Annotated in this window: 10 protein-coding genes and 2 tRNA genes; 6 read left to right on the top strand and 6 right to left on the bottom strand. The window is 64.4% G+C overall.

The window, feature by feature from the left end:
• Positions 1-177 precede the first annotated feature (177 nt).
• Together VC352_RS08770 and VC352_RS08765 are read right to left on the bottom strand one after the other, a co-directional pair.
• Positions 178-254 (bottom strand) — tRNA-Met (locus tag VC352_RS08770).
• 114 nt (positions 255-368) lie between these two features.
• Positions 369-445: transfer RNA gene (locus VC352_RS08765), tRNA-Met, on the bottom strand.
• Positions 446-581: 136 nt separating this feature from the next.
• On the opposite strand from VC352_RS08765, the gene dinB reads away from it, so the two are divergent.
• On the top strand, positions 582-1,634 hold the full coding sequence (dinB, locus tag VC352_RS08760; protein ID WP_322979193.1) for a DNA polymerase IV: 1,053 nt from the start codon (positions 582-584) through the stop codon (positions 1,632-1,634).
• Positions 1,635-1,718: 84 nt separating this feature from the next.
• On the opposite strand, the gene VC352_RS08755 is transcribed toward dinB, so the two are convergent.
• From VC352_RS08755 to VC352_RS08740, 4 genes are read right to left on the bottom strand one after another with little or no spacing between them, the layout of a single operon-like run.
• Entirely contained in the window at positions 1,719-2,120 is a 402-nt protein-coding gene (locus tag VC352_RS08755; protein WP_416340121.1) for an META domain-containing protein, read from the bottom strand.
• Position 2,121: 1 nt separating this feature from the next.
• Complete coding sequence (locus tag VC352_RS08750; protein ID WP_322979192.1) at positions 2,122-2,553, bottom strand: hypothetical protein; 432 nt, start codon at positions 2,551-2,553, stop codon at positions 2,122-2,124.
• A gap of 27 nt (positions 2,554-2,580) precedes the next feature.
• Positions 2,581-3,576 carry a 2-hydroxyacid dehydrogenase gene (locus tag VC352_RS08745; protein ID WP_322979191.1) on the bottom strand — a complete coding sequence of 332 codons (996 nt, stop codon included), beginning with the start codon at positions 3,574-3,576 and terminating at the stop codon, positions 2,581-2,583.
• Positions 3,577-3,587: 11 nt separating this feature from the next.
• Positions 3,588-6,344 carry a response regulator gene (locus VC352_RS08740; RefSeq protein WP_322979190.1) on the bottom strand — a complete coding sequence of 919 codons (2,757 nt, stop codon included), beginning with the start codon at positions 6,342-6,344 and terminating at the stop codon, positions 3,588-3,590.
• Between the two features lie 121 nt (positions 6,345-6,465).
• Between VC352_RS08740 and VC352_RS08735 the strand changes: the two genes are divergently transcribed.
• The 5 genes from VC352_RS08735 to relA all read left to right on the top strand — a co-directional run bounded on the left by VC352_RS08735 (position 6,466) and on the right by relA (position 13,309).
• Positions 6,466-7,176: a response regulator transcription factor gene (locus VC352_RS08735; protein WP_322979189.1), complete on the top strand. Its 711-nt coding sequence runs from the start codon at positions 6,466-6,468 to the stop codon at positions 7,174-7,176.
• The gene (locus VC352_RS08730) at positions 7,173-8,510 is read left to right on the top strand and encodes a histidine kinase sensor domain-containing protein (RefSeq protein ID WP_322979188.1); all 1,338 of its coding nucleotides are present in this window, start codon (positions 7,173-7,175) and stop codon (positions 8,508-8,510) included. The genes VC352_RS08735 and VC352_RS08730 overlap by 4 nt, the downstream gene beginning before the upstream one ends.
• A 183-nt stretch (positions 8,511-8,693) precedes the next feature.
• Positions 8,694-9,599 (top strand): cysteine synthase CysM, encoded by a 906-nt coding sequence (gene cysM, locus VC352_RS08725; RefSeq protein WP_322979333.1) that lies wholly within the window; start codon positions 8,694-8,696, stop codon positions 9,597-9,599.
• The gene (gene rlmD / locus VC352_RS08720; protein ID WP_322979187.1) at positions 9,599-10,951 is read left to right on the top strand and encodes a 23S rRNA (uracil(1939)-C(5))-methyltransferase RlmD; all 1,353 of its coding nucleotides are present in this window, start codon (positions 9,599-9,601) and stop codon (positions 10,949-10,951) included. Before cysM ends, rlmD begins: the two co-directional genes overlap by 1 nt.
• Before the next feature lie 114 nt (positions 10,952-11,065).
• Entirely contained in the window at positions 11,066-13,309 is a 2,244-nt protein-coding gene (gene relA / locus VC352_RS08715; protein WP_322979186.1) for a GTP diphosphokinase, read from the top strand.
• Positions 13,310-13,363: the final 54 nt, after the last annotated feature.

The raw sequence follows: 13,363 nt of genomic DNA, 5'->3' as shown, positions 1-13,363 counted from the left end.
GGATTTGAACCTACGACCTTCGGGTTATGAGCCCGACGAGCTACCAGACTGCTCCATCCCGCGGCGGCCATTCTACTTAGGGAGAGAGTGTTGTCAATCGGTTTATTGCTTTTAATCGAAAATACTAATCGGCAGACAAACAAAAAGGCCACTCGTTAGAGTGGCCTTTCCGGAAGGTGGTTGCGGGAGCAGGATTTGAACCTACGACCTTCGGGTTATGAGCCCGACGAGCTACCAGACTGCTCCATCCCGCGGCGGCCATTCTACTCAGGGAGAGAGTGTTGTCAATCGGTTTATTGCTTTTAATCGAAAATACTAATCGGCAGGCAAACAAAAAGGCCACTCGTTAGAGTGGCCTTTTCGGAAGGTGGTTGCGGGAGCAGGATTTGAACCTACGACCTTCGGGTTATGAGCCCGACGAGCTACCAGACTGCTCCATCCCGCGGCGGCCATTCTACCGGCAGAAAGCCTTACGTCAACTACTATCTTCAAAAAACTGTTTTCAACTCAGATGGTTAGCCTCAAACAGCTGTTAGACTTCAGCGAGTCCGACCAGACCTGGCAAGGCTTTCGAGGGTGTTGTGCGCAAGATAATCCACGTTGACTGCGACTGCTTTTACGCCGCCATCGAGATGCGTGACGACCCGAGTCTGGCCAATCGTCCGCTGGCGGTCGGTGGCGCGGCGGAGCGGCGTGGGGTGATCGCTACCTGCAATTACGAGGCGCGTGCCTATGGCGTGCGTTCAGCGATGTCCTCGCACCAGGCGCTGAAGCTGTGTCCCGATCTGTTGATCGTCAAGCCGCGCTTCGAGGTGTACCGCGGGGTGTCGCGTGAGATTCACGGCATCTTTCGCCAGTTCACCGACCTGATCGAGCCGTTGTCGCTGGACGAGGCTTATCTGGATGTCAGTGAGGCGCCGCATTTTGCCGGCAGCGCCACGCGCATCGCCCAGGAGATTCGGCGGCGGGTGTCGCAGGAGCTGCACATCACGGTGTCCGCCGGTGTGGCGCCGAACAAGTTTCTGGCCAAGATCGCCAGTGACTGGCGCAAGCCCGATGGTTTGTTCGTGATCACGCCTGATCAGGTGGAGGATTTCGTTGCGGCGCTGCCGGTGAGCAAGCTGCATGGTGTCGGCAAGGTCACGGCGGATAAGCTGGCGCGCCTGGGTATCCGTACCTGTCTGGATCTGCGTGACTGGAATCGGCTGGCGCTGGCGCGCGAGTTCGGCAGTTTCGGTGAGCGCCTGTGGAGCCTGGCCTGGGGCATCGACGAGCGGGCGGTTAAGGTCGACAGTCGCAGGCAGTCGCTTAGCGTCGAGCACACCTTCGAGCAGGATCTGCCGGATCTGCAGAGCTGTCTGGACAAGCTGCCGGTGTTGCTCGAAGAGATGCATGGCCGGCTACAACGGCTGGATGCCAGCTATCGACCGGATAAACCCTTCGTCAAGGTGAAGTTCCATGACTTCACCCAGACCACCCTGGAGCAGGCTGGCGCCAGTCGTGATCTGGACAGCTATCGGCAACTGCTGACTGCTGCCCATGCGCGGGGCGGCAAACCGGTGCGCCTGCTCGGTGTCGGCGTGAGATTGCGTGATTTGCGTGGGCAGCAGGAGCAACTGGAGCTGTTTGCCTGAAGGCTGAGCCATTCGCGTAGGGCGGGTGCAACCCGCCGTCGCAACCTGGCGGGGTTCCCCCGCCCTACGAAATACGCGGTGATTTCACTCGGCCCAGAGTCGAATCGGTTTGCCGCTGGCGGGCCAGAGTTGCAGTTGGCCAATGACGTTGAAGTCCCAGCGTTGCACCTGGCCCAGGGCCTCGAGGAAGCGCCGCTCCTGTTCCATCAGCGCCGGTGCGCAGAGCTTGCGCGTGCTCCCCGGCGTCTCGAAACGAATGGCATCGTCTTTGAGGCTGTAGCCGGCGAACCAGTGGTTGCAGCCGGCATTGCCGTGGGCGCGGCCATCGGCGGCGAACGTGATGGTCAGGTGGCTGCGGTCAATCAGCGGGCGCTCGCCGATCCATTCCACGCGATAGCTGCGTTCGGTTTCCAGTTGCGGGGCATCACTGGCGCAACCGGCCAGTGTGGCGGCGAACAGGGCGAGGGGCAGGGCGCGGTAGATCATCTCAGGCCTCCTGACAGGCGCGGCACAGATGGCGGCCGGCGTCGTTGCGCCAGCCCAGTTCGGCAATCCGTGCCTCGGCGGCTGGTGCCTGGGCAGCCTTGCCGAGCGCGGCATCGACGGCGAATTCGAAATCCAGCTGTTTGCCACAGCCGTCGCAGTTGACTTGCCAATTGTGGATCGCCAGTTCCTTGAACTGCGGGCCCTGGCACACCGCCAGCCATTGGCCGGGCGGGTTGATCAGGTGGCGTACCTTCTCGACCTGCAGGCGCATGTGCAGGTCGCGGCTGCCCTTGAGGGTGACCAGTAGCACATCATGGGCTTGGATCGAGCCGCCGTTGCCAGTGACCTGGTAACGGCCCGGCGCCAGGGCGCGGCATTCGGTAAGGGTGTGTTGCGGGTTGAGCAGGGTGTAACGGAAATCGTGTTCGGCCATGAGTCCTCCGGAGCAGCCGGCATGCTATCACGTGCCGGCTTTTACCTCATTGCTCAGGCGTCCCTCGGTCCAGGCTGCGATGTTGTCCAGCGTGGTCTGGGCGATTGCACCCAGGGCTTCGCGGGTGAGGAAGGCCTGGTGCGCGGTGACGATGACATTGGGGAAGCTCAGCAGCCGAGCGAGGGTGTCGTCCTGCAGGGGGCGGTCGGAGTGATCTTCGAAGAACAGCTCCGACTCTTCCTCGTAGACATCCAGCCCCAGATAGCCGAGCTGGCCACTTTTAAGTGCATCGATCAGCGCGGGTGCATCCACCAGTGCGCCGCGCCCGGTGTTGATCAGCATCGCGCCATGCTTCATGCGGCTCAGGCAGTCGGCATCGATCAGGTGGTAGCTGCTGTCGGTGAGCGGGCAGTGCAGGCTAAGGATGTCACTCTGTGCGATCACTTCGTCGAGTTCGGCCTGGCGCGCGCCCAGTGCTTCGAGATCGCTGAGCGGGAAGGGGTCGTAGATCAGTACCTGGCAGCCGAAGCCGTGCATGATGCGGGCGAAGACCTGGCCGATCTTGCCGCCGCCGACCACGCCGACGGTCTTGCCATAAAGGTCGAAGCCGGTCAGCCCGTGCAGGCTGAAGTCACCGTCGCGGGTGCGGTTGACGGCGCGATGCAGGCGGCGGTTGAGCGCCATGACCAGCGCAACGGCGTGTTCGGCGACGGCGTGCGGCGAATAGGCCGGTACGCGCACGACCGGCAACTGCAGGCGCTGGGCTGCGCTCAGGTCGACATGGTTGTAGCCGGCCGAGCGCAGGGCGATCAGGCGTGTGCCGCCGGCGGCCAGTTGTTCCAGCACCGGTGCGGACAGGTCGTCGTTGATGAAGGCGCAGACCACCTCATGGCCGGCCGCGAGCAGGGCGCTGTCGAGCGTCAGGCGTGCTTCCTGGAAATGCAGTTGCCAGCCGGTCGGCCGCTCGGCGGCGAGAAAACTGTCGCGGTCGTAACCTTTGCTGCTGAACAGGCAGATACGCATGGGTTCTATCCTCAGGCGTCTTGCGCCGTCGCCTCGGTCAGGCGGGCAATGGCCGCATCCAGTTCATCCAGTGCGCGTTGAGCTTCCGGGTCGTCCTGCTTGAGCAGGGTTTCGCTGCGTTGGCAGGCGGCGCGCAACTGCGGCACACCGCAATAACGGGTGGCGCCATGCAGGCGGTGTACGCGTTCGATCAGTGCGGTGCGCTCCCCGGCGTCGCGGGCCTGGCGTATGGCCTGGCGGTCGCCCGGCAGGCCGGCCAGCAGCATGCTCAGCATGTCGGCGGCCAGATCGGCCTTGCCGGCGGCCAGGCGCAAGCCTTCTTCGGCGTCGAGTACCTTGTTCTGCGTACTGGGCGCCGGCGCGTTTTCTGCCGCCCTCTGCGAGGGCTGGCCGCGCAGTGAAAGGCCGGTCCACTTGAGCACGACCTGGGTCAGTTGGCGTTCGCTGATGGGTTTGGTCAGGTAGTCATCCATGCCGCATTGCAGCAGGGTGCGTTTCTCGCTGGCCAGGGCGTGGGCGGTCAGGGCGACGATCGTGGTGGCGCTGCGTCCCTGGCTGCTCTCCCATTGGCGAATCGCCTCGGTGGCCTGGCGGCCGTCCATGCCAGGCATCTGCACGTCCATGAAGACCAGATCGAAGCTGTCTTGCTGGAAGGCTTCCAGCGCGGCAAAGCCACTGTCGACAGCCGTGACCTGCGCGCCGAGGTCGTCCAGCAGGGTTTGCACCAGCAGCAGGTTGGCCGGGTTGTCGTCGACGCAGAGGATTTGCGGGCGGCGTCCGCTCGGGCTGCTGGGCGCCGGTTCGCTGAGCGGACGGTGCGGGCAGACCAACTCGACCATGGCCTTGTGCAGCTTGCGGGTGCAGGGCGGTTTGGCTTGCAACTGCAGGTAGGCGTCCGGCAGGGTCTCGTGATAGGCGCCCAGCTCGGTGGTCGAGCACAGTGCCAGTGCCTTGCAGCCCATGCGCTCGAGTTCCCAGAGGTGCTGGCTGAGGGCTTGCGGACTGACTTGCTGGATGGTCAGGCCGAGTACCGCCAGGCTCAGGGGTTTGTCGCCCTGTTGGCGTTTGGCGACGGTTTCGAGCAGCAGGGGCAGGCTGTTGAAGCTTTCGACCTCCAGGCCACAGTCTTCCAGTTGATGCGCCAGGGCTTGGCGAGCCAGCTCGTGAGTTTCCAGTACCGCTACGCGACGGCCCTGCAGCGGAGCGCGCGGCAGATCGTCGGCGTCATCGCGGGCCTTGGGCAGCGTCAGGCTGATCCAGAATTCCGAGCCCTCGCCAGGCGTGCTGTCGACGCCGATCTCGCCGCCCATCTGTTCGATCAGGCGCTTGGAAATGACCAGGCCGAGCCCGGTGCCGCCCGCCTGGCGGCTCAGCGAATTGTCGGCCTGGCTGAACGCCTGGAACAGCGCGCGCAGGTCTTCGTCGGAGAGGCCGATGCCGGTGTCCATCACGCTGATGCGCAGCTGGGCGCTGTCGCTGCTCTCGTCCTCGACCATGGCGCGCATGACGATGGTGCCTTCGCGGGTGAACTTGATCGCATTGCTCACCAGGTTGGTCAGTACCTGCTTCAGGCGCAATGGGTCGCCGCGCAGGGCCAGCGGGGTGTCGCGGTAGATCAGGCTGACCAGCTCCAGTTCTTTCTCGTGGGCGGCCGGCGCGAGAATGGTCAGGGTGTCCTGCAGCAGGTCACGCAGGTTGAAGGGGATGGACTCGAGCACCAGCTTGCCGGCCTCGATCTTGGAGAAGTCGAGTACCTCGTTGATGATGCCCAGCAGGCTTTCGGCGGACTTTTCGATGGTACTCAGGTAGTCCTGCTGGCGTGGGCTGAGCTCGCTCTTCTGCAGCAGGTGGGTGAAGCCGACGATGCCGTTGAGTGGTGTGCGAATCTCGTGGCTCATGTTGGCCAGAAATTCGGATTTGATGCGGCTGGCTTCCAGGGCTTCCTTGCGTGCGAAGTCCAGTTCGATGTTCTGGATCTCGATGGTTTCCAGGTTCTGGCGCACGTCTTCGGTGGCTTGCTCGATGCTGTGTTGCAGTTCTTCCTGGGCGTTCTGCAGGGCTTCGGCCATGCGGTTGATGCCCGAGGCCAGTTCGTCCATCTCGTGGCTGCCCAGCGGCGGCAGGCGGGTTTCCAGATTGCCGTCCTTGAGTTGCGCGACACCGGCCTTGATGGCCCGCAGCGGCTCGTTGATGCTGCGGCCCATGCGCAGGGCGAGCAGCGCGGTGACGCCCAGGCCGCCGATGATCAGCAGCAAGCTGGCGAACAGGCTGCGGTAGCCGCTGAGCAGGGTGCCCTGATGCGACAGCTCCAGCTCTACCCAGCCGAGCAGGCGGGCCGCCCGGTCTTCTTCGAGGTCACCGCTCAAAGCCAGATAGCTGTCGTAGACCGGCAGCAGGAAGCGTGTCGCATCCTGGCCGCTGAGGCGGCTGAGGCCGGTTTCGTCACCTGGCGCCGGGTTGAGCATGCTCGGGCCGGCGTAGGCCAGTGGCGTGCGTTCGGGGGCGAGGAAACTGACGGCGCGCACGTCCGGGTGTTCCAGAGCCTGGCGCGCGATGCGTTCGAGCTTGCCTGCGTCGCCTTGCTGCAGGGCCGGTGCGGCCAGAGGGGCCAGGTGTTCGACCAGCATCTCGCCGCGCTGCAGCAGCTGAGCCTGCAACCCCGACAGTTGCACCCAGGTGAAATAGCCGCCGAGCACCAGGGCCAGCAGTGTCGTGGGTAGCAGAGTGAGTAGCAGCACGCGGCCCTTGATGCCTAGTTCCTTGAACACGCTTGACCTCCCTTGGTGACTGGGCGCCAGTGTAGCGATTTGGCGCGGTGGAATCTGTAGGTGAGTGATTCGCACACAGGATGTAGAATCGTTCCCATTTGCTATCAGTTGATCTCAATTCATGATGACCTCTGCCTCCTCTTGTGCTCGGATTCTGGCCGTCGAGGACGACCCCCTGCTGGCCAGCCATCTGCAGGCGCACCTGTGTGACAGCGGATTCGACGTCGTGCTCAGCCATGATGGTGGCGAAGGCCTGCGGCTGGCCGAGAATGAGGACTTCGACCTGATCCTGATGGACATCTTGCTGCCCGGCATCGATGGCCTGGAGGCGCTGCAGCGTTTGCGCCGTCGCCGTAGCGTGCCGGTGCTGCTGATGTCGGCGCTGGGCGACGAGCAGAACCGTATCGCCGGCTTCAGCCAGGGTGCCGATGATTACCTGCCCAAGCCGTTCAGCCTGAACGAGTTGAGCGTAAGGGTGGAGGCCATCCTGCGCCGCGTGGCCTACGAGCGCCGCGAACAATCACCCGCCAGCGACGACGGCAGCCTGTATTTTGACGAAGGGCGCAGCGATGTCGCACATGGCGGCCGCTGGGTCGGGTTGACGCCCAGCGAGTATCGGGTGCTGGAGCTGCTCTGGCGGCATCGCGAGGAGGCCCTGAGCAAGGCCTTCCTTTATCAGCAGGCGTTGCGCCGAGCCTATTCGCAGCACGATCGCAGTCTGGACATGCATGTCAGCCATGTCCGTCGCAAGCTGCAGGTCGCCGGCTACGGCGCGGTGCGGGTGGAGACGGTCTGGGGCAAGGGCTACATGCTGGTACAGGTGAGCGCGTGACGTTGCCGGGCAGGCACTCGCTACTCTGGCGCCTGACGGGGGCGCTGGCGCTGTTCTGCATGCTGCTGGCCAGCCTCCATGTCGACCTGGGGCGTACTCTGATGGAGGCATCTTCCTATTTGTCGCCATCGAGCCGGCAGGTATTGCGTGGCTACGCTGATGAAGCCGAAACGGCCTGGCGCCAGGACGGCAGCGCCGGTGTCGATGCCTTCCTGCAGCGGCTGAGCGATCGCGAGCTGGTATGGGCTGTCGTCGTCGATGCCGGAAAGACCTCGCTGGCTACCCGGTCGCTGGATGAAGACGAGCGACAGCGCCTGGACTTCGTGCGCCGCCTGGACTTCCCGGTGGGGCGACCGGGTGGAACGCCCATCTTTTATATACCGTTCAGCGACGGTCAGGGACGTCTGGTGATGGAGCTGCCCTGGCATCTCAGTCCGCGGCGTTACAGCGATCTGTGGAACCTTTTACTGCAGCGTGTACTGCCGGCGTTGCTGGCGATTCTTTTCGGTGTGGTGCTCTATCGAGTGCTGATCGCGCCGCTGGTCGCTTTGCGCCGGCATGCGGCTGCGCTCAGTGCTGGCGATCTGTCGGCCCGTCTGGGCACGACGATGACGCAGCGGCGCGACGAACTCGGTGAGTTGGCGCGCACCTTCGATCAGATGGCTGAACGCCTGGACGGGACGGTGGCGTTCCAGCGTCAGTTGCTGCGCAACCTGTCTCATGAACTGCGCACGCCGTTGGCCCGCCTGCGCGTGGCAGGGGACAGCGAGCAGGATGTAGCGGCGCTGCGCCAGCGTATGGCGCGTGAAGTAGAGGAAATGGAAAAGCTGGTGGGCGATGCGCTGGAGCTGGTCTGGCTGGATACCGAGCGCCCCAGCTTGCCGCTGGAGGAGGTGGACATCGTCCGGCTCTGGGACGTGCTGCGGGAAAACGCCAGCTTCGAGACCGGTTGGCCCATCGAGCGCATGCCCTGTGAGTTGCCGGCCGACTGCCGAGTGCTGGGTAACCTCAATGGCCTGGCGCAGGCGCTGGAAAACATCTTGCGCAATGCCATTCGTCATTCGCCGCAAGCGGGTGTAGTGCGTCTGGCCGGGCGGCGCGAGGGTGGGCAATGGCTGCTGTGGATCGAGGATCAGGGGCCAGGTGTGCCTGAAAGTGAACTGGACACCATCTTCCAGCCCTTTATCCGGCTCAGTGCGGCTCGGCCGGGCGGTGACGGCTTTGGCCTGGGGCTGGCCATTGCGCGGAGCATGATCGCGACCCAGTCCGGCCAACTCTGGGCGGAGAACGCCAGGCCCGGCTTGCGCCTCAAGCTGCGCCTGCAGGGCGCATGAGGCGATGTCGTCCGCGTCGCCCATGTAATTGGGCTCGGGCACCTGTGCGAGTGTCTCGCTCTCGAAGGCGAGGCGCCATTCATCTACGAGACGTCGTGTCGTGAAACCGATCATGGCGTGATGCGTTCGCAGGTTCGGCGTATCATGACGCCCCTTCGCGTCAGTCTGGATTCGCACATCCCCATGAGCCTGCAATTTCCCACCATCGCCGATTGCATCGGCAACACGCCCCTGGTGCGCCTGCAACGTCTGGCCGGTGAAACCAGCAACACGCTGCTGGTGAAGCTGGAAGGCAACAACCCGGCCGGCTCGGTCAAGGATCGCCCGGCGCTGTCGATGATCAACCGCGCCGAGCTGCGTGGTGCGATCCACCCAGGCGATACCCTGATCGAAGCCACCAGCGGCAATACCGGCATTGCCCTGGCGATGGCGGCGGCGATCAAGGGTTACAAGATGATCCTGATCATGCCCGACAACTCCACCGCCGAGCGCAAGTGGGCGATGACCGCCTATGGCGCCGAGCTGATCCTGGTCAGCAAGGAAGAGGGCATGGAAGGCGCACGTGACCTGGCCGAGCGGCTGCAGGCCGAAGGCCGCGGCAAGGTGCTCGACCAGTTCGCCAATGGCGACAACCCCGAGGCCCACTACACCGGCACCGGCCCGGAAATCTGGCGCCAGACCGGCGGTACCGTCACCCACTTCATCAGCTCCATGGGCACCACCGGCACCATCATGGGCACCTCGCGTTACCTCAAGGAGCAGAATCCGGCGATCCAGATCGTCGGCCTGCAGCCGCAGGAGGGCTCGGCCATTCCCGGCATCCGTCGCTGGCCGCAGGAGTACCTGCCGAAGATCTACCAGGCCGAACGTGTCGATCAGGTCGTGGACATGAGCCAGGCCGAAGCCGAGCAGGTCATGCGTCGTCTCGCCCGTGAGGAAGGCATCTTCTGCGGGGTTTCTTCCGGTGGTTCGGTGGCAGCCATGCTGCGCCTGTCGCGCCAGGTGGAAAACGCCGTGATGGTGGCGATCATCTGTGACCGTGGCGACCGCTACCTGTCGACCGGCGTTTACGAAGATCCGGCGCACTGATGGCCAGGCGCACTCCGAGCCTGCGTTTTCAGCCCAGCGGTGGCAGCCGCGCGCAGGCAGTGCCGGTTGGCAAGAAGCAGCTGTTGAGCATCGAGCGGCAGGCCGGCGACGGCCGAGGCATTGCCTTCGAGGGCGGGCGTACCTGGTTCGTCAGTGGCGCGTTGGCTGGCGAGCAGGTCGAGGCGCGGGTGCTGGGCGCCCGTAGTCAGACCGTCGAGGCGCGTAGCGAACGCATCATCGTTGCCAGCAGCGCGCGGCGCACTGCGCCCTGCGCGCATGCCGACCGTTGTGGAGGCTGCAACCTGCAGCACATGGCGCATGCCGATCAGCTCGCGCTGAAGCAGCGCACGCTGGCCGAGCAACTGGATCGCCTCGCGTCGGTGCAGCCCGACGAGTGGGCTGCCGCCCTGGTCGGGCCTGAGTTCGGGTACCGCCGCCGCGCCCGTATCGCCGTGCGCTGGGATGCCAAGGCGCGCCAGCTGCAGGTGGGGTTCCGGGCAGAGGCCAGCCAGGACATCGTCGCCATCGAGCACTGCCCGGTGCTGGTACAGCCCTTGCAGCCTGTACTGCAGGCGTTACCCGAATTGTTGCGACGCCTCGGCAAACCGCAAGCGCTGGGCCATGTCGAGCTGTTCAGTGGCACCCATACGGCGCTGCTGCTGCGCCATACCGCAGCACTGGGCGAGGGCGACCTGGCTCTGCTGCGCGAATTTTGCGCGGCGCATCAGGCGCAGCTCTGGCTGCAAGGCGAGGGCGAACCGCAGGCCGATGGCGACGTGCCGAGCCTGGGTTTTGCGTTGCCACACTGGGCGCTGGAACTGGCTTATCGGCCGGGCGATTTCGTCCAGGTCAATGCGGCGGTCAACGAGGCAATGGTGGCGCAAGCGCTAGACTGGTTGAGTGTGCAGCCTGGCGAGCGAGTGCTGGATCTGTTCTGCGGTCTGGGCAATTTCGCTCTGCCTTTGGCGCGCGAGGGTGCGCAGGTGGTGGCTGTGGAAGGCGTCGCGGCGATGGTCGAGCGGGCGGCTGACAATGCGCGTCGGCACGGCCTGGAAGGCACGCACTTTTTTCGTGCAGACCTGTCCAAGCCGCTGGCTGAAGCGGCCTGGGCGCGCGGCGGGTTCGATGCCATCCTGCTCGACCCGCCGCGTGACGGTGCGCTGGAAGTGGTTCGAGGTATTTCGGCGCTGGGTGCCGGACGGGTGCTCTATGTATCCTGTAACCCCACCACGCTGGCACGCGATGCGGCCGAACTGGCGACTCAGGGTTACCGTTTGCGCCGCGCCGGTATCCTCGACATGTTCCCGCAGACGGCGCATGTCGAAGCCATGGCGCTGTTCGAGAAGATGTAGCGGTTGTGGTTCGGGGACGTGCAGGACGCGCGTTCTTCAAGTTAATCCGACCGGCTCGGAGAAGGCCGGCGACTGTTCGGTGCAGCGCGTGCGCACCGTAGGGAAGGTAAGACGATGGTTCAGGTGAGAGCGCAACAGCCGATCAACGATGACGGCAGCATCAATCTCGAGGCCTGGCTGGAGCATGTAGCCCGTGTCGATCCGGCACTGGATCGCCAGGCGCTGAAAGAGGCCTGCGAATTTGCCCGCGATGTCGAGCAGCAGGCCAAGACCACCGAGCATCACTGGAGCGAGGGGGCGTCGAGTTTTCGCGCCGGCCTCGACATTGCGGAAATTCTCGCCGACCTCAAGCTCGACCAGGATTCGCTGGTCGCTGCGGTCATCTACCGCGGCGTGCGCGAGGGCAAGATCACCCTGGCCGCCGTGCAGCAAAAGTTCGGCACGGTGGTGGCCAAGCTGATCGAAGGCGTGCTGCGCATGGCCGCGATCAGCGCCAGCGTCAACCCGCGCGAGTCGGTTGTGCTGGGCTCGCAGACGCAGGTGGAAAACCTGCGCAAGATGCTGGTGGCCATGGTTGATGACGTGCGCGTGGCGCTGATCAAGCTGGCCGAGCGCACCTGTGCCATCCGTGCGGTCAAGGAGGCCGACGAGGACAAACGCCAGCGTGTGGCGCGCGAGGTGTTCGACATCTACGCACCATTGGCTCATCGCCTGGGTATCGGCCACATCAAGTGGGAGCTGGAGGATCTGTCCTTCCGCTACCTGGAGCCGGAGCAGTACAAGCAGATCGCCAAGCTGCTGCACGAGCGCCGTCTGGATCGCGAACAGTACATCAACGATGCCATGGCGCACCTGCGCCAGGAGCTGGAAGCCACCGGCATCAAGGCCGACATCAGCGGCCGGGCGAAACACATCTATTCGATCTGGCGCAAGATGCAGCGCAAGGGCCTGCAGTTCAGCCAGATCTACGACGTGCGTGCGGTGCGTGTGCTGGTGCCGGAGGTGCGTGACTGCTATACCACCCTGGGTATCGTGCACACCCTGTGGCGGCACATTCCCAAGGAATTCGACGACTACATCGCCAACCCCAAGGAAAACGGCTACCGCTCGCTGCACACCGCCGTGCTCGGCCCGGAGGGCAAGGTGCTGGAGGTGCAGATCCGCACAACCGCCATGCACGAGGAAGCCGAGCTGGGCGTCTGTGCGCATTGGCGCTACAAGGGCACCGACGTCAAGTCCGGTTCCAACCACTACGAAGAGAAGATTTCCTGGCTGCGCCAGGTCATCGAGTGGCACGAGGAACTGGGCGACATTGGCGGCCTGGCCGAGCAGTTGCGTGTCGACATCGAACCCGACCGGGTTTACGTGTTCACCCCGGACGGTCACGCCATCGACCTGCCCAAGGGCGCAACGCCGCTGGACTTCGCCTACCGCGTGCACACCGAGATCGGCCATGGCTGCCGTGGCGCCAAGATCAACGGGCGCATCGTGCCGCTGACCTACAGCCTGCAGACCGGCGAGCAGGTCGAGATCATCACCAACAAGCAGGGCTCGCCGAGCCGCGACTGGCTCAACCCCAACCTGGGCTATGTCACCACCAGCCGTGCGCGGGCGAAGATCGTTCACTGGTTCAAGCTGCAGGATCGCGACCAGAACGTCGCCGCCGGCAAGCAACTGCTCGAACGCGAACTGACGCGCCTTGCGCTGCCCAGCGTGGACTTCGACAAGTTGGCCGAGAAAGCCAACCTGAAGACCGCCGAGGATCTGTTCGCTGCGCTCGGCGCGGGCGACGTGCGTCTTGCTCATGCGGTCAACCTGGCGCAACAACTGGCCGAGCCGGATCGCGGCAACGAGCAACTGGAGCTGATTCCGCGCAAGGCCCTGGGCTATCGTCCGGGCAAGCGTGGCGACATCCAGATCCAGGGCGTGGGCAACCTGCTGACGCAGATGGCCGGCTGCTGCCAGCCGCTGCCGGGCGACCCCATCGTTGGTTACATCACCCTTGGCCGTGGCGTCACCATTCACCGTCAGGATTGCCCGACCGTGCTGCAACAGGCCGGGCGCGAGCCGGAGCGGATGATTCAGGTGAGCTGGGGGCCGGTACCGGTGCAGACCTACCCGGTGGAAATCGCCATCAAGGCTTACGACCGTTCCGGCCTGCTGCGCGATGTCACCCAGGTGCTGCTCAACGAGAAACTCAACGTGTTGGCAGTCAACACCCGCTCGAACAAGGACGACAACACCGCCTCCATGTCCATCACCGTGGAAATCCCCGGCCTGGATGCGCTGGGTCGCCTGCTCGCGCGTATCAGCCAGTTGCCCAACATCATCGAGGCGCGTCGCCAGCGCGCCAGTTGAATTGCCAGCGGCAAGCTTCAAGCCGCAAGCTGCGAGAGAGCGCATGAGCGCTGC

Source organism: Pseudomonas sp. C11 (assembly GCF_034683865.1).
Taxonomy (GTDB): Bacteria; Pseudomonadota; Gammaproteobacteria; order Pseudomonadales; family Pseudomonadaceae; genus Aquipseudomonas.
Note: the sequence above shows the minus strand (reverse complement) of the source record. Positions and strands in the feature narration are given on the sequence as shown.

Excerpts from the sequence above, each read along its gene's own strand:
- VC352_RS08755 (WP_416340121.1), bottom strand. The coding sequence starts at position 2,120 with ATGATCTACCGCGCCCTGCCCCTCGCCCTGTTCGCCGCCACACTGGCC.
- VC352_RS08750 (WP_322979192.1), bottom strand. The coding sequence starts at position 2,553 with ATGGCCGAACACGATTTCCGTTACACCCTGCTCAACCCGCAACACACC.
- rlmD (WP_322979187.1), top strand. The coding sequence starts at position 9,599 with ATGGCCAGGCGCACTCCGAGCCTGCGTTTTCAGCCCAGCGGTGGCAGC.
- relA (WP_322979186.1), top strand. The coding sequence starts at position 11,066 with ATGGTTCAGGTGAGAGCGCAACAGCCGATCAACGATGACGGCAGCATC.
- VC352_RS08735 (WP_322979189.1), top strand. The coding sequence starts at position 6,466 with ATGATGACCTCTGCCTCCTCTTGTGCTCGGATTCTGGCCGTCGAGGAC.
- VC352_RS08745 (WP_322979191.1), bottom strand. The coding sequence starts at position 3,576 with ATGCGTATCTGCCTGTTCAGCAGCAAAGGTTACGACCGCGACAGTTTT.
- cysM (WP_322979333.1), top strand. The coding sequence starts at position 8,694 with ATGAGCCTGCAATTTCCCACCATCGCCGATTGCATCGGCAACACGCCC.